This window comes from Burkholderia sp. Bp9012 (assembly GCF_003853825.1).
Taxonomy (GTDB): domain Bacteria; phylum Pseudomonadota; class Gammaproteobacteria; order Burkholderiales; family Burkholderiaceae; genus Burkholderia; species Burkholderia diffusa.
This window is the reverse complement of the sequence record NZ_QTQA01000001.1, coordinates 374882-398183: the sequence shown is the minus strand read 5'-3', so window position 1 is coordinate 398183 and position 23302 is coordinate 374882. Positions and strand designations below refer to the sequence as shown.

Annotated in this window: 23 protein-coding genes; 11 read left to right on the top strand and 12 right to left on the bottom strand. The window is 68.4% G+C overall.

What is annotated here, in order from left to right; translation table 11 throughout:
• Positions 1 to 87: 87 nt before the first annotated feature.
• Positions 88 to 471, bottom strand: coding sequence for a tautomerase family protein (locus DIE11_RS01825; protein WP_059531531.1), 384 nt, complete (start codon positions 469 to 471; stop codon positions 88 to 90).
• Between the two features lie 109 nt (positions 472 to 580).
• Here DIE11_RS01825 and DIE11_RS01820 point away from each other — a divergent pair, with 109 nt between their 5' ends.
• The 5 genes from DIE11_RS01820 (at position 581) to DIE11_RS01800 (ending at position 5274) form a co-directional block, all read left to right on the top strand.
• Positions 581 to 1438, top strand: coding sequence for a LysR family transcriptional regulator (locus tag DIE11_RS01820; protein WP_124621144.1), 858 nt, complete (start codon positions 581 to 583; stop codon positions 1436 to 1438).
• A 41-nt stretch (positions 1439 to 1479) separates the two neighbouring features.
• Entirely contained in the window at positions 1480 to 2403 is a 924-nt protein-coding gene (locus tag DIE11_RS01815; RefSeq protein ID WP_124621142.1) for a DMT family transporter, read from the top strand.
• 67 nt (positions 2404 to 2470) lie between these two features.
• Positions 2471 to 3250 carry a sensor histidine kinase KdpD gene (locus DIE11_RS01810; RefSeq protein ID WP_124621140.1) on the top strand — a complete coding sequence of 260 codons (780 nt, stop codon included), beginning with the start codon at positions 2471 to 2473 and terminating at the stop codon, positions 3248 to 3250.
• 76 nt (positions 3251 to 3326) lie between these two features.
• Positions 3327 to 4667: a hemolysin family protein gene (locus DIE11_RS01805; RefSeq protein ID WP_124621138.1), complete on the top strand. Its 1341-nt coding sequence runs from the start codon at positions 3327 to 3329 to the stop codon at positions 4665 to 4667.
• 22 nt (positions 4668 to 4689) lie between these two features.
• Positions 4690 to 5274 (top strand): thiamine phosphate synthase, encoded by a 585-nt coding sequence (locus DIE11_RS01800; RefSeq protein ID WP_124621136.1) that lies wholly within the window; start codon positions 4690 to 4692, stop codon positions 5272 to 5274.
• A 39-nt stretch (positions 5275 to 5313) separates the two neighbouring features.
• Here the strand turns inward: DIE11_RS01800 and DIE11_RS01795 are convergent, their stop codons facing one another.
• Positions 5314 to 6963: a DUF3459 domain-containing protein gene (locus DIE11_RS01795; protein ID WP_124621244.1), complete on the bottom strand. Its 1650-nt coding sequence runs from the start codon at positions 6961 to 6963 to the stop codon at positions 5314 to 5316.
• A 302-nt stretch (positions 6964 to 7265) separates the two neighbouring features.
• Between DIE11_RS01795 and DIE11_RS01790 the strand changes: the two genes are divergently transcribed.
• Positions 7266 to 7976: a class I SAM-dependent methyltransferase gene (locus DIE11_RS01790; protein WP_124621134.1), complete on the top strand. Its 711-nt coding sequence runs from the start codon at positions 7266 to 7268 to the stop codon at positions 7974 to 7976.
• Between the two features lie 129 nt (positions 7977 to 8105).
• Here the strand turns inward: DIE11_RS01790 and DIE11_RS01780 are convergent, their stop codons facing one another.
• Positions 8106 to 8759 carry a DUF1345 domain-containing protein gene (locus DIE11_RS01780; RefSeq protein ID WP_059601672.1) on the bottom strand — a complete coding sequence of 218 codons (654 nt, stop codon included), beginning with the start codon at positions 8757 to 8759 and terminating at the stop codon, positions 8106 to 8108.
• A gap of 136 nt (positions 8760 to 8895) precedes the next feature.
• On the opposite strand from DIE11_RS01780, the gene DIE11_RS01775 reads away from it, so the two are divergent.
• Positions 8896 to 9621, top strand: coding sequence for a metallophosphoesterase (locus tag DIE11_RS01775; protein ID WP_124621132.1), 726 nt, complete (start codon positions 8896 to 8898; stop codon positions 9619 to 9621).
• Positions 9622 to 9685: 64 nt separating this feature from the next.
• On the opposite strand, the gene DIE11_RS01770 is transcribed toward DIE11_RS01775, so the two are convergent.
• Positions 9686 to 10384 carry an RES family NAD+ phosphorylase gene (locus DIE11_RS01770; protein ID WP_124621130.1) on the bottom strand — a complete coding sequence of 233 codons (699 nt, stop codon included), beginning with the start codon at positions 10382 to 10384 and terminating at the stop codon, positions 9686 to 9688.
• 2 nt (positions 10385 to 10386) lie between these two features.
• Complete coding sequence (locus DIE11_RS01765; RefSeq protein WP_059601665.1) at positions 10387 to 10806, bottom strand: MbcA/ParS/Xre antitoxin family protein; 420 nt, start codon at positions 10804 to 10806, stop codon at positions 10387 to 10389.
• Positions 10807 to 11041: 235 nt separating this feature from the next.
• Here DIE11_RS01765 and DIE11_RS01760 point away from each other — a divergent pair, with 235 nt between their 5' ends.
• Positions 11042 to 11824: an ABC transporter substrate-binding protein gene (locus DIE11_RS01760; protein WP_059466532.1), complete on the top strand. Its 783-nt coding sequence runs from the start codon at positions 11042 to 11044 to the stop codon at positions 11822 to 11824.
• 444 nt (positions 11825 to 12268) lie between these two features.
• Here DIE11_RS01760 and DIE11_RS01750 read toward each other — a convergent pair whose 3' ends face one another.
• The 3 genes from DIE11_RS01750 to DIE11_RS01735 form a co-directional block, all read right to left on the bottom strand.
• On the bottom strand, positions 12269 to 12742 hold the full coding sequence (locus DIE11_RS01750) for a hypothetical protein (protein ID WP_124621128.1): 474 nt from the start codon (positions 12740 to 12742) through the stop codon (positions 12269 to 12271).
• Between the two features lie 61 nt (positions 12743 to 12803).
• On the bottom strand, positions 12804 to 14267 hold the full coding sequence (locus DIE11_RS01745) for a sigma-54 dependent transcriptional regulator (protein WP_124621126.1): 1464 nt from the start codon (positions 14265 to 14267) through the stop codon (positions 12804 to 12806).
• A gap of 438 nt (positions 14268 to 14705) precedes the next feature.
• Positions 14706 to 15623: a metal-dependent hydrolase gene (locus tag DIE11_RS01735; protein ID WP_124621123.1), complete on the bottom strand. Its 918-nt coding sequence runs from the start codon at positions 15621 to 15623 to the stop codon at positions 14706 to 14708.
• A gap of 581 nt (positions 15624 to 16204) precedes the next feature.
• Between DIE11_RS01735 and DIE11_RS01730 the strand changes: the two genes are divergently transcribed.
• Positions 16205 to 16546, top strand: a complete 342-nt coding sequence (locus DIE11_RS01730) for an FKBP-type peptidyl-prolyl cis-trans isomerase (RefSeq protein ID WP_059601657.1) — start codon at positions 16205 to 16207, stop codon at positions 16544 to 16546.
• Between the two features lie 26 nt (positions 16547 to 16572).
• A complete protein-coding gene (locus DIE11_RS01725) occupies positions 16573 to 17340 on the top strand; it encodes an AraC family transcriptional regulator (RefSeq protein ID WP_124621121.1) in 768 nt (255 codons plus the stop codon).
• Positions 17341 to 17473: 133 nt separating this feature from the next.
• Here DIE11_RS01725 and DIE11_RS01720 read toward each other — a convergent pair whose 3' ends face one another.
• Positions 17474 to 17944, bottom strand: coding sequence for a helix-turn-helix domain-containing protein (locus DIE11_RS01720; protein WP_059532386.1), 471 nt, complete (start codon positions 17942 to 17944; stop codon positions 17474 to 17476).
• Between the two features lie 156 nt (positions 17945 to 18100).
• Between DIE11_RS01720 and DIE11_RS01715 the strand changes: the two genes are divergently transcribed.
• Entirely contained in the window at positions 18101 to 19333 is a 1233-nt protein-coding gene (locus DIE11_RS01715; protein WP_124621119.1) for an MFS transporter, read from the top strand.
• A 151-nt stretch (positions 19334 to 19484) separates the two neighbouring features.
• On the opposite strand, the gene DIE11_RS01710 is transcribed toward DIE11_RS01715, so the two are convergent.
• Genes DIE11_RS01710 through DIE11_RS01700 form a run of 3 tightly spaced genes read right to left on the bottom strand, consistent with a single transcriptional unit; the run spans position 19485 to position 23298 of the window.
• Positions 19485 to 20651, bottom strand: a complete 1167-nt coding sequence (locus DIE11_RS01710) for a glycosyltransferase family 4 protein (protein WP_124621117.1) — start codon at positions 20649 to 20651, stop codon at positions 19485 to 19487.
• Positions 20651 to 21835: a glycosyltransferase family 4 protein gene (locus DIE11_RS01705; RefSeq protein WP_124621115.1), complete on the bottom strand. Its 1185-nt coding sequence runs from the start codon at positions 21833 to 21835 to the stop codon at positions 20651 to 20653. The genes DIE11_RS01710 and DIE11_RS01705 overlap by 1 nt, the downstream gene beginning before the upstream one ends.
• Positions 21832 to 23298 carry an O-antigen ligase gene (locus tag DIE11_RS01700; RefSeq protein ID WP_059531583.1) on the bottom strand — a complete coding sequence of 489 codons (1467 nt, stop codon included), beginning with the start codon at positions 23296 to 23298 and terminating at the stop codon, positions 21832 to 21834. Before DIE11_RS01700 ends, DIE11_RS01705 begins: the two co-directional genes overlap by 4 nt.
• Between the last annotated feature and the right edge of the window lie 4 nt (positions 23299 to 23302).

The following is a 23302-nucleotide window of genomic DNA, read 5'->3' as shown; positions in this document are numbered from 1 at the left end:
CCGTGAAGCAGCTTCCATAGTACACGCCGCAAAAACGCGCAGGAGACGATCTGGCCCTGCCGCGCCTGTCGCGCATCAAACGACGTATCAGACGACGTATTGCGCGATGCCGTTGCCGAACGACCAGTCCTCCTTCAGCACTTCGACGAGACTGATGAATACGTCCTGCGGCCGCACGCCGGGCTGCCGCGCGAGGTTTTCGGCGATGGTCCGGTACAGCGCCTGCTTCTGCTCGAGCGTGCGCGTGTTGTTCGCCGTGATCTGGATCATCACGAGATCGTCGCTGCGTTCGATGTCGAGGTAGTGGCGGCCGAACACAAAGTTCTCGGCCGAATGCTCGGTCACGACCATGAAGATGTCGTCCTCGGGCACGTTGAACGTGTGCATCAGCGCGCGATGCACGCCGTCGACGAGCGCCGCACGGTAGGCGGCCGGTTTGCCTTCGCGCACTGCGATACGGGTGAACGGCATGATCCTGCTCCTTTCGGTGACGTTGAAAAATGGAAACGCCACGTCAGGTTAGGTGCGCCTGACTATAATTAACAGTCATCAATCAATATTTCATCCATTTACGTCTGAAATGAAAGTCCTCGACCTCGATGCGGTGCGCGCGTTCGTGCTGGTCGCCGATCTCGCGAGCTTCACGCGCGCCGCCGACGCGCTCGGCACCACGCAATCGGCCGTCAGCCTGAAGCTGAAACGGCTCGAAGCGCACCTCGGCAAGCCGCTGCTCGCGCGCACGCCGCGTGTCGTCAAGCTGGCCGCTGACGGCGAGAACTTCCTGCCCGCCGCCCGCGCGCTGCTCGACGCGCACGATCAGGCGCTCGGCGCGATTTCGGCCGGCACGCACCGCCTGTCGCTCGGCGTCAGCGAACACGTTGCGGTGCCCGACCTGCCGGCCGTGCTGACGAGCCTGCACCGGCAGGATCCCGGGCTGTCGCTGGAAATGCACCTGGGCACGTCGGCGAGCCTGATCGTGCAATACGACGAAAGGCGACTCGACGCGGCGATCGTGCGGCACGAACCAGGCGAGGATCCTCCGCGCGACGACGGCACGCTGCTATTTACCGAACCGCTCGCGTGGCTCGCCGCGCCCGACTGGACGCCGCGCGCCGGCGAGCCGCTGCCGCTCGCGGTGCTGGCCGGGCCGTGCGGCGTGCGGGCCGCCGCGCTGCGCGCACTCGAGCATGCCGGACGGCCGTGGCGCGAGCGCTTTACGGGCGGCGGCGTCGCAGCGGTCACGGCGGCCGCCGCAGCCGGGCTCGCGGTCTGTCCGCTGGCGCGGCGCGTCGCCCCGCGCACGCTGGTCGACGTCGGCGCGAAATTCGGCTTGCCACCGCTGCCGCACTCGCAGGTCGTGCTGTATTCGCGCGTGCGCGACGCCCGCGCGGCGGCCGCACTCCGAAGGTTTTCCGACAGCCTTGCAATCTCGGCGTAAACTGATCGGTTCCGCCGTTCGCAATCTTCCGAAGAATTCCGATGAAGCCCGAAGCCCGCAAGCACCTCCGTGCCAACCTGCTGATGCTCGCCGCCGCCGCGATCTGGGGCTCGGCGTTCGTCGCGCAACGGCTGAGCCTCGACGTGATCGGGCCGTTTCTGTTTACGGGGCTGCGCTTCCTGCTCGGCGCACTGGTGTTGATCCCGCTGCTGACGTGCAACGCGGGCTCGCGCGCGCAGCTCGCGGCGATTCGGCGCGAGCCGGCGCTGCTCGCTCCGGGCCTCGCGCTCGGCGGGCTGCTCGCCGTATCGATCTCGCTGCAGCAGTTCGGCCTGCAGTACACGCGAGTCGCGAACGCGGGCTTCATCAGCTCGCTGTACGTCGTGATCGTGCCGCTGATGGGTGTGTTCGCGCGCCACCGGATCGGCGCCGGCACGTGGTTCGGCGCGCTGCTCGCGGCGATCGGCCTGTACTTCCTCAGCATCGACGAGCATTTCTCGGTGCTCTACGGCGACTGGTTCCAGCTCGCGGGCGCCGTGATCATCGCCGCGCACGTGATGGCCGTCGGCCATTTCGCGAAGCGGCACGATCCGCTCGTGCTCGCGTTCCTGCAGTTCGTCGCGTGCGGCGCGCTGTGCCTCGCGGCCGGCCTCGTGATCGAGCCGGTCAGCGTCGCGATGCTGCGCAGCGCGCTGCCGACGCTGCTGTACGGCGGGCTGCTGTCGGTCGGCGTCGGCTATACGCTTCAGGTCGTCGCGCAGCGCGATGCGGCGCCCGCGCACGCGGCCGTGATCTTCAGCATGGAAGGCGTGTTCGCGGCCATCGCGGGCTGGGCCGCGCTCGGCGAGACGCTGACGCTGCGCGCGCTGGTCGGCTGCGCGCTCATGCTGGCCGGCCTGCTCGCCTGCCAGCTGCTGCCGAACGGCGACGCCCGGAAAAAGGACGAGGACGCGCTGCCGGCGTGACACGCGCGATCCCTATAATGGCGGTTCGCGTGTTTTTCATGCCAACCGCTTCCGACAGGCCAGCTCCGTGACGTCCAATTCCGTCGATCCCGCCGCCGACCTCCTGCGCGAACGCGCAGCGCACTATGCCGCCGAGGCCGCGCTGTTCCTGCGCGACCAGGCGCTGTCCACCGCATCGCACGACCTGCGCAGCCCGCTGAACGCGATGCACAGCTGGGCGTACGTGCTCGAGCGCCAGCTCGCCGGTGCCGACCCGAACCTGCAACGCGCGCTCGCAGGCATCCGCGCAGGGATCGACCAGCAGGTCGCGCTGATCGACGACGTGCTCGACGCGCCGCGCGCCGCAACGCGCACACTCGCGATCGCCGTGCAGCCGTTCGCGCTGCGCCCGCTGCTCGACGACACGCTTGCGCTGGTGCGCTTCGCGCTCGCCGACGCGCGGCGGGTGACCATCGACGCGACGCTGCCCGACGGCGAACCGTCGCTGACCGCCGATCGCGAACGCATCGCGCAGGTGTTCTGGACGATGCTGACGACGGCCGTCGAAGCCAGCGCCGCCGGTAGTCGCGTGACCCTCACATGCACGCGCGACGGCGCGCTGTGCGTCACGCACGTCACCTGCGACGTGAACGCCGACGCCCTCGCCGACCCCGCGCTGCCGCACGCATTCGAACCGTTCGCCCGCCACGAGATGCTGCGCGCGCGCGACGCGAAGCGCGTCGCCGGGGCGCTCGCGCTGTGCCAGCGTGTCGCCCTCGCGCACGGCGGCACCTTCACCCACACCCCGTTCGCCGACAACTCCGCCGTCACCCTCTCGCTCTGCGTCCCCTGCGAGGCGCAGGTGTAAGCGATCGGCAGCCCGAATCATTACACTTCACTTTCAGGCCCTATACTGATGGGCCTTTCATGACTGGAGCGATTCTTTGTTACAGATCTTCGCGCTCATCGGCGCGTTGTTCCTGGTGGCCCTGAACGGGTTTTTCGTCGCAGCCGAATTCGGCCTCGTCAAACTGCGCGCGACGCGCGTCAAGACACTTGCCCGCAAGCACGGCCTGCGCGGGCGCATCCTCGCCATCGTGCACGGCCGGCTCGACGCCTATCTGTCCGCCTGCCAGCTCGGCATCACGCTCGCGTCGCTCGGCCTCGGCTGGGTCGGCGAGCCGGCGTTCGCGGAACTGATCGGCCCGCTGCTCGACCTGATCGGCGTGCAGTCCGAACGCATCGTGCACCTGATCTCGCTCGTGTTCGCGTTTTCGCTGATCTCGTTCCTGCACATCGTGGTTGGCGAGCTCGCCCCGAAATCGATGGCGATCCGCCAGTCGGAAAAGGTCGGCCTGTGGGTCGCGCTGCCGCTCTACGCGTTCTACTGGGCGATGTATCCGGCGATCTGGGTGCTCAACAGCAGCGCGAATGCGGTGCTGAAGCTCGCGGGGCTGTCGGCCGACCACGGCGGCGATGCGCACTACTCGACCGACGAGCTGAAGCTGATCCTGCGCAGCCGCCGCAGCGCGGGCAACACGGCTCAGCCGGCCCGCGGCACGTACTCCAACGACGAGTGGAACACGCTCGCGCATTCGCTCGATTTCTCGTCGATGACGGTATCGGACCTGATGCGGCCGGCCCATGAAATGATCGGCCTGCGCCGCGACCTGCCGCTGCCCGACAACATGGAGATCGTCGCGCGGCATCGCTTCAGCCGCTATCCGCTGTTCGAGGATGCGTCGCGCGAAGAGGTGAGCGGGCTGATCCACCTGAAGGACCTGCTGCTCGCGCGTCATGCCGGGGCGGCGCTCGAGGACCTGTCCGACTACGTGCGCCCTGTGCAGTACGTGAAACCCGACACGCCGGCACTCGACCTGTTCCGCCGCTTCCGCAAGGGCGCGCCGCACTTCGCGCTGGTCGGCAACAAGGGCGAGAAGCCGATCGGCTTCCTGACGCTCGACAACCTGCTCGGCGCGCTGGTCGGCCAGATCCACGACGAGTTCCGCCAGGGCGATGCGGACTGGAGCCGCCTCGACGACGGCACGCTGATGGGCAAGGGTAGCCTGCCCGTCGTGTCGCTCGAGCAGGCGCTCGGCATCGACATCGACGAAGGGCGCGCGGAATCGGTCGGCGGCCTCGTGATCCAGGCGCTCAGCGATTTGCCGACCGAAGGGCAGCGCGTGTCGTTCGATCGCTTCGACGTCGTCGTGAAGAAGATGAACGGGCCGCGCATCGTGCTGGTGCGCGTCTACCCGAAGATCGCGAAGGAGGCGGACGAATGACGGCCGCCGCTCGCCGCGCGCGATGAGTCCGACGTTGCCGCGCTGCTACGTGATCACGCCGGAGCCGGCGTCCGCGTCGGCCGCCGATTGCCACGCATTCCTCGACAGGCTGTCGGCCGTGCTGGCGCGCGGCGAGACGCTCGTGCAGTTGCGCGTGAAGTCGTTCGATGCAGACGCGTTCGCGCGGCTGGCCGCCGATGCGCTCGCGCGCTGCGAAGCGGCCGGCGCGCAACTGATGCTCAACGGGCCGATCGATGTGGCGGGCGTGATGCAGCTCGACGGCGCGGGCTGGCACCTCGACGGCGCCGCGCTGCGTGCGGTCGCCCAACGGCCGCTGCCGGCCGCGCGCCTCATGTCGGCCGCATGCCACGCGGCCGACGATCTCGCGCTGGCCGCGCGCGCGGGCGTGGATTTCGTCACGCTGTCGCCCGTATTGCCGACACTCAGCCATCCCGGCGCGCCGACGCTCGGCTGGACGCGATTCGCCGCGTTGGCCGCGCAGGCCGCGATGCCGGTCTATGCGCTCGGCGGCATGACACGCGCGCATCTCGACGAAGCGCGCCGCCACGGCGCGTACGGCGTCGCGGGCATTCGCAGCTTCTGGTAAGTGCGGCCGGGTGCGCCAGCATCCGGCCGGCCGCAGGCATCATGCGCCCGGAACGGGACGCATTGCGTGCCGTGCGCTGCCGTCGATCCGGCGCACGTCGTGCGTCAGCGCGTACCGGTTGACGTCGCCCGTCAGCCACGCGACGAGCGAATACGGCGGCAACTCCCCTTCATCGACCCGGTCGCGTGCGCGTGCCGGCGTCTCGAACACGACCTGCCCGCTCGGCGCATCGAACGGCACCGCGTCGGGCGACAGGTTCAATGCGATGGTCAGCGTCTCGTCATCGGCGAGCCGCCATGATGCAAGCAGCGCATCGGCGTCCCCGTCACCGCTCGCCTTCAGCGCATGCGCGTCCTGCGGCCGGCAATCGGACAGCCGTGGCGCAATCAGCTTCGCGCGCACCGCGAGCGCCGACTGCACGAAATGCGCACGATCGACATCGCGCGCGGTTTCGTCGAAGATCAACGGGATCTGCGGCGTGAGCAGCGATAGCGCAAGCGCCGCGAGGTCGGGAGTTTGCTCGTGGTCGCCATGCCCGCTTTCGCGCCATGCGCCGTCGGAGAGCACCAGCGACGTGAGCGACAACCCTTCGGCGCCTGGACCGTCGCCCGCCGTGGCCGGCTGGAATGCCGCGCCTGCCGCGGTCAGCGCGCGAGCAAGCGTGTGGATCGACTGATTCGGCGAAATCCCTTCGTGCACCGACACGTCGCGCCCCGTCAGCCGATGCAGCGCGCGTTCTCCGCAACCGTTCAACTGCGCATCGAAATGCGTATCGGCCAGATGCACCGGATGACGCTCGCTGCCGAGCACGAGGTGGATCATCCGGTCGGCCGGCACGGCCGCGCGCACGCGATCGGCGATCTCCCGCAGCCACGACGTGCCGATCCGGTCGGCCTCGCGCAGCCGCAAGCCGTCGCAACGGTATTCGTCGATCCAGTACAGCGCGTTGTCGCAGAAGAAGTCGCAAACTTCCGGATGGTCGAGCGCGAGCGGCGGCACCTGCAGCGGATCGTCGCGCGTATGAAAGAACGGTGCCGCGTAATGACGCAGCGCGTCGGTGCCGCTGCCGAAGCGCGCGTAATCGAGCTCCAGCAGCACCGCGAGACCGTAGCCGTGCGCATCGTCGATCAGCGCCTTCAGTGCGTCGGGGCCGCCCTCCGCCGCGAGCGGCGCGAATGGCAGGCTGTCGTGCGGCGACGCGAGCAACTCCAGCGCGGTCACGCCGAGACGGGCAAGCTGAGGCAACCGGCGGCGCACGCCGTCGAAGCCGCCGACCGCGTGCGGACGAATCGCGTACAGCGCAATGCCCTCCCACGGACGTCCGCGCCAGAACGTGTTGTGCCACGTGAATGCGCGCGGATCGACGACCTCGCTCGGGCCGTTGAGCCCGTCGGGTTGCGAACGAGATGCGGGATCCGGAATCGACGTAACGTCGTCGAGCCGATAGCGGTAACGCGCGCCCGCACCGCATTCGACGAACGCCTCGAACCAGTGCGGACCGGCCGCCGTCATCGGGACGAGCGTCGGGCCCATACCGGTATCGAGTTCGAGCTGAACATGCGTGCTGCCCGGTGCCCATACGCGGAAATGCGTGCGCGGCGACGTGCCGAGCGCGCCGCAGGGCTGCGCGCCGGACGGCAGGCAGTGAATGTAGTGATGCGCATACGGATCGTGCGGACAATCTGACATCATGCGCTCCTCGTGCGTGCCGAGCGGCATGGCCGCGCGGTCGGCGCGGCGCATCGGGGCCCGGCATGCGACGGCCAGGCAGGGGGGAAGAAAAGTATGCGCCGGTTTCACGGCCGCGATGCATCGACTCCTCACATTTTTTAATGCGAATCGACCCCGTCAATGGTTGCGCATGTGGCGCGCCGAGTCGGGTAGTCCGCATACCGGAATGGCCGCTCGCCTTGTTGCGCGGCCGACCCGCGCTTACGCTCCGTGCGATGCGCGTGGGCACCCCGTCCGCGCCCGAACCCGAGGAATCCGCCATGTCGCTCCCCGCCAGCGCCGCGAAGTTCGATCCGGCACGCGCGCACGAATACGCCGAACAATCCCGCATCGCGCTCGCCGGCTACGACGCGTGCCACGAGCTGGCCGCGTGCATGCTCGCATCGGCGATCGGTGTGCCGCAGGCGCGGCTCCTCGTCGTGGGAGCAGGCGGCACCGGGCAGGAAATCTGCGTACCCGCGGCCCTGGAACCCGGCTGGCAGTTCACGGCCGTCGATCCGTCCGCGCCGATGCTCGCGCTCGCGCGTGCCAACGTCGAAGCGGCGGGGTTCGCCGCACGCACGCAATTCGTCGAGGCCGGCGTCGATGCGCTGCCCGATGCGCCGGCCTTCGACGGCGCGACGCTGATCGGCGTGCTGCATCACGTCCCCGGCGACGCGGCGAAGGCCGCGCTGCTGGATGCGATCGCGCGTCGCCTGGAGCCCGGCGCACCGCTCGTGATCGCGGGCAACTATCGCCGCTATGCGGACCACCCTCGCCTGCTCGACGCGTGGCAACAGCGCTGGCGGATGAAGGGCGCGACGCCCGACGCCGTGCGTGCGCAGCTGGCGAAAATCCTGCAGGGCGCCGATCCGCCGGCTGCCGAGGAAGCCGTGTTCGCGTTGCTGCACGATGCGGGCTTCGATGCGCCGCTGCGCTTTTTCTCGAGCCTGTTCTGGGGGGCGTGGATCGCGATGCGGCGCGGCGCGTGACCACGAGAAACGGCACGAGGCGGCACGCACACGGCAATCGCGCGCTTTCTCGAAGCGATCCTCGCGCGGCCCGCCGACCGCCGCACGCTCGAGCGTGGCCGTGCGTACGAACGGCTCAAGTCACCCGCGTCAGCTCAACAACCCTGCCGCGACGTTGATCGACAGCCCGAGCACGGCCATGTTGAAGTAGAACGACAGGATGGACTGCGCGAGCACCGCGCGCCGAGCGGAACGGTTCGCGAGCGACACGTCGGCCGTCTGCGACGCGACCGCGAGCGTAAACGCGAAATACAGGAAATCCCAGTAATCGGGCTCGGGGTTGCGGTCGGGGAACCGCAGCGCGCGATCGCCGCTCGGCGAGCCGTAATAGAGCCGAGCATAGTGCAGCGTGAAGATCGTCGGAATCAGGAACCATGCGCCGAACAGCGTCGCGCCCGTGACCGCGTAATGGCCGAGCCCGGCGCGAAAGCCCACGTTCTTCGCGGTCGCGAGTTCGATCGCGATCGCGGCGACGCTCGCGACCGTCGCGATGCAGATGACCGTCAGCACGGTCGTCGCGCTCTCGTCCTCGCGGATCGCGATCTCGCGCACCTGGTGATGATGCGCGGTGACCATGCGCACCCACATCAGCACGAGATACAGCCAGATCGTGCAATCCCAGCCGATCAGCGCGCGCGCGGTCGGCCTCAACTGCCACGGCAGCAGCACCGCGCACAGCACGCCGGCGGCGAAGGCGGCGACCATGCGCGGCCGATTGCGTAACACCTGCGGATAAAGCGTCATCGTACGATTCCGAAAGCGGATGGAAAGGGTTCAGCCGGCGTGCGAACGGCCCGCTGCGCCGTGCCGGGCGGTACCGCCCCGATTATCGCCATTCCTGCATGACGTTGCGATGGGCGTGAGCGCCTAAGATATCGGGATGACTCCCGTCCTCTGCCATCATCCCGCGAACGCGGCCGGCCGCGACTTCGTCGTCGGCGATCTGCACGGTTGCGTGGATGTGCTGCGCGCGCTGCTGCACGACATCGGCTTCGACCCGGCTCGCGACCGGCTGTTCTCGGTCGGCGATCTCGTCGATCGCGGCCCCGCGTCCGAAACCGCGCTCGAGCTGCTCGACCGCCCGTGGTGCCACGTGGTGCGCGGCAATCACGAAGAAGTGCTGAGCCTCGTGTCGCGCGGCAAGCTGTCGCCCGACGCGTGGCGCGGAATCGGCGGCGACTGGGGCGCCGATCTTCCGCCGGAACGGCTGCACGTGCATGCGGCACGCGTCGACGCGCTGCCGCTCGTGCGCGTGATCGGCGACGGCCCTGCGCGCTTCAACGTGCTGCATGCGGAATTCTTCGGTTCGGACGCCGAACTCGACACGGGCAGCTATTCGCCGGACGTGCGCGAGCGGCTGATCTGGGGGCGCGACCTGGTGCAGGGGCTCGCCGACCCGGCCCGGCAGGCCGGCCTGTCGCTGACCTGCACCGGCCACACGCCCGTGCGCGCGCCGCAGCGCATCGGCGCGCAATGGTTCATCGACACCGGCGCGTTCGCACCGTCCGGACGCCTGACGATCGTCGAGCCGTGCACGGGCGAGACGTGGTCGCTCACCCAGGCCGACGCGCGCGCACGTCATGCGGGCGACCTGCCGCTGCCTTAAGGCCTGATCACGCCAATGACGGGGCTTGGGGCAGGCAGCGTTCATGGCATGCCCAACGCGCTGGCTAGCCGACCTGGTTCAGTTCGAACACCGCATCGATCGCGGAACCGTTCCAGTTGTATTCGAGATACGCCGCGTGATGGCAGTCGCGCAGCAACGTCGTGCGGAACGCCGCGAGACACTCGCCGCGCAGGTCGCGCACCGACGGATAGACGATCCCCGCGCCGCCCGCATTGAGCACCGCGCGACCGAGCGCCTGCCCGGCGCTGTAGTCGAGCGGATCGAGCAGCCCCTGGCTGCGCTGCGGCCACGTGCGCACGTCGGCGACGTCGCCCTGCGCGTACACCGTGTACAGCCGCATCTGCTGGCGCATCGGCGCCTCCTTCGTCGCGGCCAGGAACAGCCCGCTGTGATAGCGCGTCTCGGCGATCGCCGTATCGCGCGACCGTCCGCAGTAGAACACGCCGTAGCTGCCGTCGGAAAAGCGGCTGCCCTGCGGATTCAGGTGCGTGAACGCGGCCATGATCGGCCCCCAACCCGGGCCGTAGCAACGCTCGGCCGGCGGCACGAGGTCGAGCGTGCCGACTTCGTTGCGGATGCGGTCGTTGGTCAGCGATTCCAGCGCATAGAGCGCGTCGAAATCCTCGGCGGCCGCCACGCGGTCGAACAGGTTGATGGCCGGAAAACGGGTGGGAATCACGCGATAGGCAGGTGCCCAGTCGACGACGGTCGTGGGCCAGTGTTGTACTTCTTCAATCGGCATCGTCACGCCCAGCCACCCCGCATCGCGTCGAGATATTGACGGACGGCAACCAGGTCGCCGACGTTGCCGGCGAGCATGCGGTCGAGCGCGCGCTTGCCGCCGAACGGTGCGGCGTCGTTGGGCCGCTTGACCCAGGTGTCGGCCGCGGCCGGCTGCGGCAGCAGGATCTGCAGCGCCTTGTAGATGCCGAGCAGCAGCGATAGCCGCTCGAGCGTATCGCGCGGCAGGCGGGCCGATTCAGGCGCGGCCTTCCACTTGAAGAACGTCGAGCGGCCGGGCGACCCGAGTAGCACGATCTGTTCGTCGATCGTCAGCTCCCAGTCGCGCGCGATGTTGAAGAACGCACGCAGGCCGGCCGCCGACATCCGCGCGACCGAGGCCTGCCGCGGGGCGGAATGCGAATCGAAAGCGGGCTGTGACATGATCGTTAGTCTCGAAACGAATTTACTAACAAGATTAGTCCATTTTCGCATTTTTGCAAGGGTCGCCCCCCAAGGCGTCGGCATTCCGTCCGAAGGATCGATATTTTTTGTCCATTCTGGACTGTTATTTTATTTTCTGCGTTAATGACCGTGCGGACAGCGCACCGGGACGCGGAGCGTCCCCCCGCAGCAACCGTGTCGCCCAGAACCGGATAGACCACGCCAAGGAACCACCATGAAGAGACTGATTGCCGCCGTTTCGATCGCCCTGCTCGCGGTATCGGCAGGCCCCGCCGTCGCGAAGGACTGGACCACGCTGCGCTTCGGCACCGATGCCAGCTACGCGCCGTTCGAATCGAAGGCGCCCGACGGCAAGCTCGTCGGCTTCGACATCGACCTCGGCAACGAGATCTGCGCACGGCTGAAGGCGAAGTGCGTGTGGCTCGAGAACGATTTCGACGGGATGATCCCGGCGCTGAAGGCGAAGAAGTTCGACGCGGTGCTGTCGTCGATGTCGATCACGCCGCAGCGCGCGGAACAGATCGGCTTCACGACGAAGATCTACAACCAGCCGACGCGGCTCGTCGTGAAGAAGGGTTCGCCGCTGCTGCCGACGGCCGAATCGCTGAAAGGCAAGTCGATCGGCGTCGAACAGGGCACGACGCAGGAAGCGTATGCGAAGGCGTACTGGGCGAAGCAGGGTGCGAACGTCGTGTCGTACCAGAACCAGGACGGCGTGTATGCGGACCTGACGTCGGGCCGCCTCGACGCCGCACTGCAGGACGAGGTGCAGGCCGCGATCGGGTTCCTGAAGTCGCCGCGCGGCGCGGGCTACCAGTTCGTCGGGCCCGAACTCGTCGACGAGAAGGTGCTCGGCATCGGCGCCGGCATCGGGCTGCGCAAGGAAGACACCGACCTGAAGGCGAAGATCGATCGCGCGATCCTCGACATGGTCAAGGACGGCACGTACAAGCGCCTCGCGTCGAAGTACTTCGACTTCGACATCTACGGCGGCTGAAGCGGCGCCGCGCGCGGACGGGTGCGATACCCGTCGCGCGCGGTCTGACCGCCCCTCCCCTGCTCGCCGGACGGCGACGCCTCCCTGACGTTCGCCGTCGCGCTGGTTCATCGTCCGTATCGCGCATCCGGACGCCGCACGTCATTCGCATTGCAAACGGATCACCTGCTCTGGCGACAGCAGGCGCTCGACGTCGTCAATAGGCGAAGATCGGGCGCCGGGGAACCGGTGCCCGCGTGCACATCCCCATGCGGATCGGGTTGGCGAGCGAGAAAGCGCCGGCCCGGCGCGGATGACCGGGTATCAGCCGGATCCGCCTCGCACCGGGCGCGGAGAGGTGGCCTGTCGACGCATGCCGGCCGGCAGCAAGATGCGCGGTCGACCGGCGATGGGTCGAATCACTGCGATCGCGGCCTGCCGGCCGCTGCGTGTGGCGATCGTTCGTCATTTTTCTACCCCGTATTCGATCCGTAGCTTGTACCGGCAACCGGACACAGCCGGCGCCCCGACGATCCGTCGATAACGGCCCATGCCGTTCGGAGCAGGGCTATGCTGCCCGTCCGTCCGGTCATCCCCGTGGACTGCGTCCTTGCCGGTCCTCGCATGATTCGCTGCCAGACCAGCCGGACGCCACGTCATCGACTTTCGCACCTCAAACTCCGCAAGGAGCGGGCCAGCTTCGTTCCGGGCCGGCCGCACAAGGCTTTCATCGGACAAGCCCGCGACCGGAACGGGCGGGGCAGGCAGGACGTTGCGAAACTGAAACATGCGTGGCGCGGGCGGGCGCGCCCGTGTGGCGGCGGTGCCTTGCCGGACAAGGCGCACGGACGATCCGGAATATTTTCCCGGCACGGGCGGCACGCCGCCGCGCACGTTTGCCGGGTCGATCCGGGTGGCCGCCGGCACGAAACGTTTCACGCTCTTTACATGGCGCCGGACGCCCGCGCACGGGACGGCCGCAGACGCTTCCCGCCGTCGTTCAGCCGACTCGCTGATGGTCGGCGTCGTCGGGCGGCACGCCGTCCTTTCCGCCGTTGTTGTCGTGGTCGTTGAGCCCGTGCTCGATCATCATCCGGTAAAGCGTGACGCGCGAGATGCCGAGTTCGGCGGCGGCCTTGTTGATCCGGTGATCGTTGCGCAGCAGCGCGTTTTCGATCGCGGTGCGCTCGGCGAGCGAACGCGCCTGCTCGAGCGTCACGGGCTCCGTTTCGCCCGGGACCTCGAGCCCGAGGTCGTGCGGTGTCAGCAGCCGGCTCTCGGCCATCACGATCGCGCGGCGCACCCGGTTGATCAACTCGCGCACGTTGCCGGGCCACTCGTAGCGGCGCATCGCGTCGAGCGCGGCCGAGGTGAAGCCGCTGATCTTGCGGCCGCTGTCGGCCTTGTATTTCTGCAGCACGTAATGCGCGAGGATGTCGATGTCCTTGCCGCGCGCACGCAGCGGCGGCTCGTGAATGCGCAGCACGCAGAGCCGGTGATAGAGGTCCGCGCGAAAGCGTCCGGCTTCGACCGCGCCGTCGAGATCCACGTGCGTCGCCGAGATGATCCGCACGTCGACCGGAATCGACTCCTGGCCGCCGAGCCGCTCGATCTTCCCTTCCTGCAGGAAGCGCAGCAGGCTCGCCTGGCTTTCGATCGGCATGTCGCCGATTTCGTCGAGAAACAGCGTGCCGCCGTTCGCGGATTCGATCCGGCCTGCGCGCCGCTGGTTCGCCCCGGTGAATGCGCCGCGCTCGTAGCCGAACAGTTCCGACTGCAGCAGGTGATGCGGAATCGCGCCGCAGTTGATCGCGACGAACGGCCCCTTGCCACGCACCGAGCGCTCGTGGATCGCGAGCGCCGTCAGCTCCTTGCCGGTGCCCGACTCGCCGGAGATGAACACGCTCGCGTCGGTCTTCGCGACCTTGCGGATCGTGCTGAACAGCTGCTGCATCGCTTCGCAGTTGCCGATCATCCCGTGCTCGCCGATCGACGCCGCGTACGCCGCGCCGTCGACGCGATCGAGCGCGGCCATCCCGCGCGCATGGCCGAGCACGTGCGAAATCCATTCGTACGGCAACGGCAGCGTCACGTAATCGAAACAATAGCTGCGGATGAGTTCGCGCACGGCAACGCCGATCGTGACACCGGCCTGCGCGACGGAAATCCAGCCGATCGCCGGCTGGCTCAGGCACGCTTTCAGCGCGGGATAGTCGCGCGACGTGAAGCCCGAGAAATCGACGAGCCCGGCTGCGACATTCACGCCGGACGTCATGTTCTGCGCGGCGCCGGCCGTCTTCGCGACCGAGATGTCCCAGCCGAACTCCCGCAGTTGTGCCAGCAACGGCTCGTCCGGCGAACGCATGATGACGAACAGCTTGCGCCCAGCCTCGGGAGCGGTAACGGACACGGGCGGCATCTCGGACGCCGCCGTCCCGCTTGCGTCGGGTGACCTTGCAACCATCGTTGTTCCCCGCTTGGCGTTGGTATCGTGCGCCGGCTCGCCGCCGCATCCGAAGGACCTCGATCGAACCGACATATTGGCCGCATTTCCGTCCGAATAAAATCCCCCCGGGCAATAATCGCGCGCCGGGCGGATCCTTTCATGAACGGTATATCGGCGCCGCCGGTGCGCGGCTAGATGGGTGATATCCCGGTGGCGAGGCGGGTGCGGAAACATGGCCGTACGGATATCGGGCGCGCGAAGCCGCGCCGGTGCGGGCGCGCGGGTGCGGCGCGCGGCGCCGGGCACGTGGAATCGGCCCGGCGGCAGGCGCCGGCGCGGCCCCGGCGGCCGCGCCGGCACGCGCTCGCGCAACCGTTTTCCGCTTGACGCCGGTCAATCGTCAGAAGAAGTGGGGATGATGCACGAACGCAACACGTACCGCGCGGCGTGGCGGCGTCAGCGCCCCGATGCGAGCGGCGCGAGTGCGTGAGCGCGGCCGCGTCCGGCCGACGCGCCGTCGTGTTCTCCGTAGGCGGCGGCGAGCGTGTCGACGCGCGCGAGGTGGAGGCGATTGTCGTGGTCCCACGGATGGAAGCCGGGCCGGAAAAAGCTCAGCCATTCACCCGCGATGCGCGGGAACAGCCCGCGGCGCGGCCCGTACAGGAATGCAATCATGCGCAGCATGCCGCGCACACGATGCCTGATGTCGCGATCGCGCGACAGCAGCGTCACGTGCATCAGGAACACCGTCGGCCAGAACGTCAGCGTCGTCACCAGGTACACGCCGACGCGGATCAGGTAGCGGCGCAGGCCCGGTTTCATCACGGCGTTCCACACGTCGTAGGACACGGCCTTGTGCTCGGTTTCCTCGAGCGCATGCCACAGCCACATCTGCCGGTAGCCTTCGACCGAGCCGTCCAGGCGCGTCGGGTCGCGCAGGAGCCAGTCCGCGAGCATCGCCGTGTAGTGTTCGGCGGCGACCGTGTGCGCGAGCTGCACCGAATGCGGCAGCGTGCGCTTCATGAAGCCGAGCACCGTCCATACTCGCTTGTCGAGCTTGCGCGCGGGCAGGCGGTTGGCCTGCATCAGCTCGTTGTATTCGACATGCTCGCGCGTATGCATCGCCTCCTGGCCGATGAAGCCGAGCACCTGCCGCTTGAGCACCGGGTCGTCGATCCGGTCGCGATAATTGCGCACCGAATCCATGAAAAAGCGTTCGCCGGCCGGAAACAGCAGCGACAGCGCGTTGAAGAAGTGGGTCACGTGCGGGCCGAGCCCATGCCAGTCCTTCGCGCGCTCGACCGGCAGGTCGAAGCGCAAGTCGCGGCGCACTGGCATCACCTCGGCTGCAATGGCTGAAGCGGCTGACTTCATGTTCGTCGTTCTCCTGGTTTTCGGGCGGCCCGCCAGCCGTCGCGGCCTTGTCGGCGCGGGCCCGGGCAGCGCATCGCGCAACGCCGAAATCTTGACATCGATAACTGTAAAGATAGGCGCCGGCCGGCGCCGCGCGCAAGCCGTGCGGTAGACGCGCGCTTCCAAACAGCGCACGGTCGGCAGCGCGGAAAAAACGAGGTTCGAGCGGCATTCTGGCGCGCCGGGATTCGAACGCGCACGCCGGTACGCGACCGGCAGCCAGACGGCGCACGCACGCGCCGAAATCGGCACACACACCCCGCGCGACGGGCGTTTCGCGGGATCACGCGGTGCCGCCCGACGTGACGCCGAGCAGCCGGGTGGCACCGATTCATACGCGCGCCCCGTTCGCGCGGCGCAACCCCGTCGATCCGGTTCGCGAAAAATTCAAACGCGCGTTCCATTCGCGTTTCAGGCGGAATGCAAGACCACCACCGCGGCCGGCGCGCGATCGGCATGCCGCGGGGCGCTTGTCGCGTAAGGCGGCCCCCTGCCCGCTCGCCTACAATAGCGGTTTTACCCAACCCCTTTCAGGAGAAGTCATGTCTGTCACCACGACCGCATCGGGCCTCAAAATCGAAGACCTGACCGAAGGCAGCGGCGCGGAAGCGCAAGCCGGCCAGACCGTCAGCGTCCACTACACGGGCTGGCTGACCGACGGTCAGAAATTCGATTCGAGCAAGGATCGCAACGACCCGTTCGCGTTCGTGCTCGGCGGCGGCATGGTCATCAAGGGCTGGGACGAAGGCGTGCAGGGCATGAAGGTCGGCGGCGTGCGTCGCCTGACGATCCCGCCGCAACTCGGCTACGGCCCGCGCGGCGCAGGCGGCGTGATCCCCCCGAACGCGACGCTCGTGTTCGAAGTCGAACTGCTCGCCGTCTGACGACGCCGTCGGCCGACGTCCTTCCGATGGAACGCATCCCGTCTCCCGCCATCGCGCTGCGCCGTTACGACACGTGCGAAGCATCCGACGTGCACGACTTTCATCAGGTCGTGATCGGCGTCGACGGCGCGATGGTGATGGCTGTGGACGGCGTCGGCCAGCGCATCGACCGGCACGCGGCGTGGCTGATTCCGGCCGGCGCGCGCCACGATTACTCGGGCCTCGGCGAGAATCGCCAGCTCGTGCTCGACTTGCCCGCCGCGTCGCTCGCGGTGCCCCAGCGGCTGTTCGACAGCGCGCGTGCCGTGTCGATCGACCCGGCGCTCACGTCGCTCGTCGCGCAGGTCGCGGCGGCGGCCGCGCAATTCGACGGGACAGCCGGCGACACGCAGCGCGCGCATCGCTTCCAGTGGCAGGCCGCCGCGCGTCTGTGCGACGCGCTGCTCGACGATGCCGGCCTCGCCGCGCCCGCGGCGGGCCTGGATTTCGCGCGTATCGACCGCTGGCTGCGCGCGCGGCTCGCGGAACCACTGCGCATCGCCGATCTCGCCGCGCACTGTGGTTACGGAATGCGCCGCTTTCATCAACTGTTCGTCGACGCGTTCGGCGAAACCCCGCATCGCTACCTGCAGCGGCTGCGGCTCGACGCCGCCGTCGTGCTGCTGGCGGACGGCCGCCATCCGCTCGTCGACATCGCCGGCATGGTCGGCTTCGCCGACCAGAGCACCTTCACGCACGCTTTCACGAAGCGCTTCGGCATCGCACCGGGGCGCTGGCGCGGCGAGCGGCACTGAGCGCTCGCGCGCGTCGCCCGGCGTGCCGGAAAACCGTGTCACGGCTCGCTTAGCCTCACGGCCTCCGTTCCCCTGTCGCGCGGCGGCCGGCAAGCCGGCCACATCGCGACGGTATCGCGTGGCGAACGAACACTCACGCCCGCGTCCCGCCCCCCTCGTCGCCCACCTTCCGCACGACCGTCTCCGCCGCCTTCAGCGGCCGGCCGTCGTCGTGCCGAAGCGCGAGCTTGCGGATCGCCCGGCCCGTCTTGCGCTCGACCAGCACCGAATGCGGCTCGCCGCGCTCGAACAGGTTTGCCTCGCCCCACTGCCGCAACATCACGATCACCGGAAACAGTCCCTCGCCCTTCTTCGTCAACGCGTACTCCTGATATGCGCTGCCGTCCGACGCGGGCACGACTTCGAATACGCCTGCGTCCACCAGCATCCTGAGCCGGTCCGACAGGATGTTGCTCGCGACGCCGAGGCTCGCGCGGAAATCGCCGAACCGGCGCACGCCGTCGAACGCATCGCGCACGATCAGCAACGCCCAGCGATCGCCGACGATATCGGTCGCCCGCGCCACCGGGCACGGCGAATCCGCGAGACTTTTCTGCCTGGCCATATTGCTCTCCGCTGTCGCGCCGACGCCTTCGCGGGCCGCCGGCTGTCCGTGCGCGGGCCCATCGCCCGCCGTCACACAGGTTGCATTTTAAAACTACTTTTCCTACACTCACACCAGTTTCAAATTGCAACTACCTGAGTGAGCGTGAGACACCCCATGGAATCACCCTGTTCAGGAACGGTCGCGTCGAACGCGACGTCGCGCACCGCTCGTCCGATCGCCGTCTCGCGGGTGTCGACCGCGCGCGTCGTGCTGCTCGCCGTCTGCTGCGCGGCGAGCGTCGCGAACGTGTACTACGCACAGCCGCTGCTCGACTCGATCGCACATGACTTCGGCGTATCGCAGGCGGCGGTCGGCGGCGTCATCACCGCGACGCAGCTCGGCTGCGCGCTCGCGCTGCTGTTCGTCGTGCCGCTCGGCGACCTGCTGAACCGCAAACGCCTGATCACCGTTCAACTTCTGCTGCTGACGGCGGCATGCATCGGCGTGGCCGCCTCGCCGACGCGCATCGCATTGCTGGCGGGCATGGTCGCGGTCGGGCTGCTCGGCACCGCGATGACGCAAGGGCTGATCGCCTGCTCGGCCGCGCTTGCAGGCGCCAGCGAGCGCGGCCGCGTGGTCGGCGCGGCGCAGGGCGGCGTCGTGATCGGCCTGCTCGCCGCGCGCGCGCTCGCGGGCGTCGTCACGGATGTCGCCGGCTGGCGTGCGGTTTATCTGGTGTCGGGCGCGCTCGCGATCGCGATGCTGGTCGTGCTGGCGCGGCTGTTGCCCGATGCGGACGCGCCGCGCGAGCGCATCGGCTACGCGGCGCTGCTCGGTTCGATGGTCACGCTGCTGCGCGACGAGCGTGTGCTGCGTGTGCGCGGAGCGATCGCACTGCTGCTGTTCGCGGCGTTCAGCATCTTCTGGAGCGCGCTCGTGCTGCCGCTGAGCGCACCGCCGCATGCGATGTCGCATACGCAGATCGGCGCGTTCGGTCTGGTCGGCGCGCTGGGTGCGGCAGCCGCCGCGCGCGCCGGCCGGCTTGCGGATCGCGGCCTTGGCGAAGCCGCGACCGGCACCGCGCTCGCACTGCTCGCGCTCTCGTGGCTGCCGCTCGCGTTCGCCGGTACGTCGATCGCGCTGCTGGTCGTCGGCATCGTGCTGCTCGACGTCGGTGGGCAGGCCGTCCACGTCGTGAACCAGAGCATGATCCTCGGCGCGCGGCCCGATGCGCATGCACGCCTTGTCGGGTGCTACATGCTGTTCTATTCAGTCGGTAGCGGGCTCGGCGCGATTGCGTCGACGATGATGTATGCGCACGCCGGATGGGTCGGCGTCTGCGGGCTCGGGGCGGCGGTCAGCGTGGGTGCATTCGCCGTATGGGCCGTGACGCTCCGGCGTGCATGACGCGTGTCGAAGTGTCGAACACCGAGCGCGAACCGCGGCCTGCCTCGCACGGAACGAAAAAAACCGGCTCGCCCGGATCGAGCGGCCGGCATGCGGACCGGACGCATGCGCGTGCGCCGGCCCGACCGTCGCGGCGGCGTGCCGCATTCGCTTACCCCGCCGCCTGGATCGCCTCTTCGTACACGCCGGCGACGCGTCGCGCGATCACCGCGTTGTCGAAATGGTCGCGCGCGTAGCGCTTGCACGCGGCCTCGTCCGGCAGCGTGATCGCGCCCGACAGCGCGCCGCCGAGCCCTTCCGCGATCGCATCCGCGCCCGTCGACGGCAGCACGAGATCGTCGGACAACCCGGCCACCGCCTCCGGCAGCCCGCCGACCGGCGTCACCAGCACCGGCGTGCCGGACGCCAGCGATTCGACCGTGATCAGCCCGAAGCCTTCGAGCGCGACCGTCGGCACGACGCTGACCGTCGCCGCGCGGTACAGCGCCGCGAGATGATGGTCGGGCACGAACCCGAGCAGCTTCACGTTGTCCTGCAGCCCCGCGTCGTCGATGCGCTGCTGCAGTTCCTCGCCGATCTTGCCTTTGCCGGCGATCAGCAGCAGCACGTCCGGGTGACGGTGCTTGACGAGACCGATCGCGTCGATCAGGTCTTCCAGCCCCATGCGCCGCACGAGCCGGCGCACGGCCAGCACGATCGGCCGGTCCTGCGGCAGTTGCAGCTTGTGCCGCGCCTCGGCCGGCGTGAGCGGCGTATCGAACTGCGCGGTATCGACGCAGCCGGGAATCACGCGCACGCGCGACGGATCGATGCCGTAGCGGTTCGTCAGGATCTGGCCGAATGCCTGCGACAGCACGATCAGGCGCGACGAGCGCGTATAGACGGCCTGTTCGAGATAGCGTTTCGCGCGCTGCCCGAGCGACGCGGCGCCCTCGACCTGGCTTTCGTCGGCCCACGGGCCCTGGAAATGCGACACCTGCGGAATCCCGCGCGTCACGTCGAGGCCCGGGAACGTGTACAGCGCGAAGTGCGACGAAATCACGTCCGGACGCTCGCTGCGGATCTCGTCGCGCAACGCGCGGCGCGCGGCGAGCATGCGGCGCGCAAGCGGCTGCGACGCGGGTCCGAAGCCCTGGATCGCACCGCCCGTGTCGTCGGCGACCTTCGGCGAGCCGGCAACGAGCCCGCGCACCTCGACGCCCGCACCGGGCAGCGCGCCGACGAGCGAGTAGTACATCCGGTCGAGGCCGCCCGCGCGTTCGGGGAACCAGTGCATGCCAATCTGCAACGATTTGATCGGCCGGGAAGATTGGGACATTACGACTGCTCCTGCGTAACCGCATGCTCGACCCGCTCGAAGGCGGACGGCTGCGAGGGTTGGCCGATGCGCCGGTAGAGCGCGACATACTGGGCGCCCATGTGGGCCCAGCCGAAACGGGTCATCAGTTCGCGGGCCGCGTCGCCCATCGCGCGACAGGTGTCGCGCGACGCCGCGAGCGAGCCGATCGCCTGCGCGAGCGCGGCCGGATCGTCGGGGTCCTCCAGCACGATCCCGCAGTCGCGCGTAATGATTTCCGCGCCGCCGGCGGTGCGCGCGGTGACGACCGGCAACCCGGCCGCCATTGCTTCGAGCAGCGACAGGCTCATCGCTTCGTAGCGCGACGGAAACACGTAGGCGTCGACCGAGCGCATCAGCGTCGGCATGTTCTTCACGAGACCGAGGAAATGCACGCGCGAATCGATGCCGAGCGCGCGCGCCTCGTCCGGATACGGGCTGCCGGGCAGATAACCCGCCACCGCGAGATGGACGTTCGCCGGCAGCTTCGTCAGCGCCTTCAGCACGGTGCCGAGGTTCTTGCGCGGCGTGCGCAGGTCGCCGACGAACAGCAGCAGGAACGCATCGTCCGGCAGCTTGAACGCCGCGCGATCGGCCTGCGCGCCCGCGAACGCGCTGCCGTCGACGCCGTTGTAGATCACGCTGATCTTGCCGCTGTCGATGCCGAGCCCGGCGATCTCGTCGGCCACCTTCTGCGACACGGCCGTGATCGCGCGCGAACGCCGGTACGCCCAGCGCTCGAGCGCCGTATTCACGCGCGTGTAGACGTACTGGTAGGCCGACCACAGCCCCTTCGTCAGCCCGAACGGGTAATACGGGCTCTTGAACCAGCCGCCGTGCACGAAGTGCGCGGTATTCACGTCGGCCTTGATCCACGAAATGAAGCCGTTTACGTGCAGCACGTCGTACTCGCTGCGATGCGCGCGCAGCCACCACGCGCTCTTCAGCGCGAACACCTGCTGCTTGACGAGATTCGACGGCCAGAAGCCGCCGACCTTCACCGGCACCCAGCGCACGCGCGGGTCGGCAAGCAGCTCGGGCGCGACATGCGACGCGACCAGCGTGACCTCGTAGTTCTCGGCCAGCGCCGCGCGCGCGATTTCGTAATTGACGCGGCCCTGCCCGTCGTTATGTCGCACGACGTGCGTAACGATCGCGATTCTCAATGGTCGCCTCCCCGTGAACGCGCGGCGGCCAGCAGGCGCTGTGCCTTCTGCCAGTGCGCCGCGGATAGTATTGAAAAAATGGCCGTGAACAGCAGCAGGCCGCCCGTGCCGATCAGCGAGTTCGTGAACACGAGCATCGCGAACACCGACAGGCACAGGCTCAGGCATGCACCGACGAACTTGTCCTTGCGCAGCTTGAACGCCGCGCGCAGGGTGCGGGCGAGCAGCATCACGACGCCCGACAGGTACAGCAGCGTGCCGGGCCAGCCGAGCACGAACGGCACGTTCATCACGCCGCTGTCGAAGCTGCCGTACTTGCCGAGCTCGCCGCTGTCGCTCGACAGCTTGGTGGACGCGCCGGTCGCGCCCATCCCCTCGCCGGCGACGTCGGTGAACGCCGTTTGCGCGAAGGTCGCGTAGAACTTGTTGCGGTCGTCGTAGCTGCGGTCGTCCTTCAGGTTCGTGATCGATTGCAGGCGCGCGCCGAGGCGGTCGGCCACCGGCCCGACGGTCAGCAGCGGCACGCATAGCCCGACCAGCACGACACCGCTGATCAGGATCCGCATCCGCACGCGGTTGCTCGACTGCACGAGCTGGATCGCGAGCGCGATCACCCAGCCGCCCCACGTCGAGCGCACGAGACACAGCGCGAACGATACGAAGCCGGCGGCGCCTGCGAACCAGCGGACCTTCTGCGGCGCGGCGAACACGAACACCAGCGCGCCCATGATCGCGAACGCGAACGGCCCCGACGAGTTCATCGTGCTGAAGACGCGGACACCGTACGGCACCGGCTCGCCCTGCGAACCCATGTCCGACCCGATCATCCACAGCACGTCCCACTGCGGCATCACGAAGTACTGCACGACGCCGTACACGCCCATCACGAGCATGCCCCACATGAACGTGGACAGCAGCACGTCGCGGTACTCGGGATAATCGCGCGAGTTGACCATGATGTGAAAGCCGATCAGCACCGGGTACACCCAGTTCGCGAGGTCGTAGGTCGCGGCCATCACGCCGCTCGACACGATCCCGACCAGATATGCATACGTCAGCCCGAACAGCATCAGCAGCACGGGAATCCCGCGCCGCTGCGCAAGCACGCGGTAATGCCTGAGCAGCCCGAACCCGGCGATCATCGTCACCGCGAGCGGCGCGACCTGGATCAGGCTCGTCGGCGTGAACGCGCCCTTCGACCAGTCGGCGAGACGTCGAACTTCAGGGCTCAGGAACCACACCCACCACATGAAGCCGACGTAGCGCGCCGGGCTCTTGAAATACAGCCAGATGCCGACCGCGATGGCCAGCACCGGAAACGCGAGCGTCAGCACCTTGCCCTGGTGAATGGCGATCAGCGCGGCGGTAAACGTCCATAGCCCCGCCTGCCCGACCCAGTGCTTCGGTTCGGGCAACCGGCTGCGGCTGCGCGACGGTGCGCGTTCGGCGGCAATCGTACTCATCGAT

What these genes read in the sequence shown, in the direction of transcription:
- DIE11_RS01825 (WP_059531531.1), bottom strand. Translation starts at nt 471, where the DNA reads ATGCCGTTCACCCGTATCGCAGTGCGCGAAGGCAAACCGGCCGCCTAC.
- DIE11_RS01820 (WP_124621144.1), top strand. Translation starts at nt 581, where the DNA reads ATGAAAGTCCTCGACCTCGATGCGGTGCGCGCGTTCGTGCTGGTCGCC.
- DIE11_RS01815 (WP_124621142.1), top strand. Translation starts at nt 1,480, where the DNA reads ATGAAGCCCGAAGCCCGCAAGCACCTCCGTGCCAACCTGCTGATGCTC.
- DIE11_RS01800 (WP_124621136.1), top strand. Translation starts at nt 4,690, where the DNA reads ATGAGTCCGACGTTGCCGCGCTGCTACGTGATCACGCCGGAGCCGGCG.
- DIE11_RS01795 (WP_124621244.1), bottom strand. Translation starts at nt 6,963, where the DNA reads ATGTCAGATTGTCCGCACGATCCGTATGCGCATCACTACATTCACTGC.
- DIE11_RS01790 (WP_124621134.1), top strand. Translation starts at nt 7,266, where the DNA reads ATGTCGCTCCCCGCCAGCGCCGCGAAGTTCGATCCGGCACGCGCGCAC.
- DIE11_RS01780 (WP_059601672.1), bottom strand. Translation starts at nt 8,759, where the DNA reads ATGACGCTTTATCCGCAGGTGTTACGCAATCGGCCGCGCATGGTCGCC.
- DIE11_RS01775 (WP_124621132.1), top strand. Translation starts at nt 8,896, where the DNA reads ATGACTCCCGTCCTCTGCCATCATCCCGCGAACGCGGCCGGCCGCGAC.
- DIE11_RS01770 (WP_124621130.1), bottom strand. Translation starts at nt 10,384, where the DNA reads ATGCCGATTGAAGAAGTACAACACTGGCCCACGACCGTCGTCGACTGG.
- DIE11_RS01765 (WP_059601665.1), bottom strand. Translation starts at nt 10,806, where the DNA reads ATGTCACAGCCCGCTTTCGATTCGCATTCCGCCCCGCGGCAGGCCTCG.
- DIE11_RS01760 (WP_059466532.1), top strand. Translation starts at nt 11,042, where the DNA reads ATGAAGAGACTGATTGCCGCCGTTTCGATCGCCCTGCTCGCGGTATCG.
- DIE11_RS01745 (WP_124621126.1), bottom strand. Translation starts at nt 14,267, where the DNA reads ATGGTTGCAAGGTCACCCGACGCAAGCGGGACGGCGGCGTCCGAGATG.
- DIE11_RS01735 (WP_124621123.1), bottom strand. Translation starts at nt 15,623, where the DNA reads ATGAAGTCAGCCGCTTCAGCCATTGCAGCCGAGGTGATGCCAGTGCGC.
- DIE11_RS01730 (WP_059601657.1), top strand. Translation starts at nt 16,205, where the DNA reads ATGTCTGTCACCACGACCGCATCGGGCCTCAAAATCGAAGACCTGACC.
- DIE11_RS01725 (WP_124621121.1), top strand. Translation starts at nt 16,573, where the DNA reads ATGGAACGCATCCCGTCTCCCGCCATCGCGCTGCGCCGTTACGACACG.
- DIE11_RS01720 (WP_059532386.1), bottom strand. Translation starts at nt 17,944, where the DNA reads ATGGCCAGGCAGAAAAGTCTCGCGGATTCGCCGTGCCCGGTGGCGCGG.
- DIE11_RS01715 (WP_124621119.1), top strand. Translation starts at nt 18,101, where the DNA reads ATGGAATCACCCTGTTCAGGAACGGTCGCGTCGAACGCGACGTCGCGC.
- DIE11_RS01710 (WP_124621117.1), bottom strand. Translation starts at nt 20,651, where the DNA reads ATGTCCCAATCTTCCCGGCCGATCAAATCGTTGCAGATTGGCATGCAC.
- DIE11_RS01700 (WP_059531583.1), bottom strand. Translation starts at nt 23,298, where the DNA reads ATGAGTACGATTGCCGCCGAACGCGCACCGTCGCGCAGCCGCAGCCGG.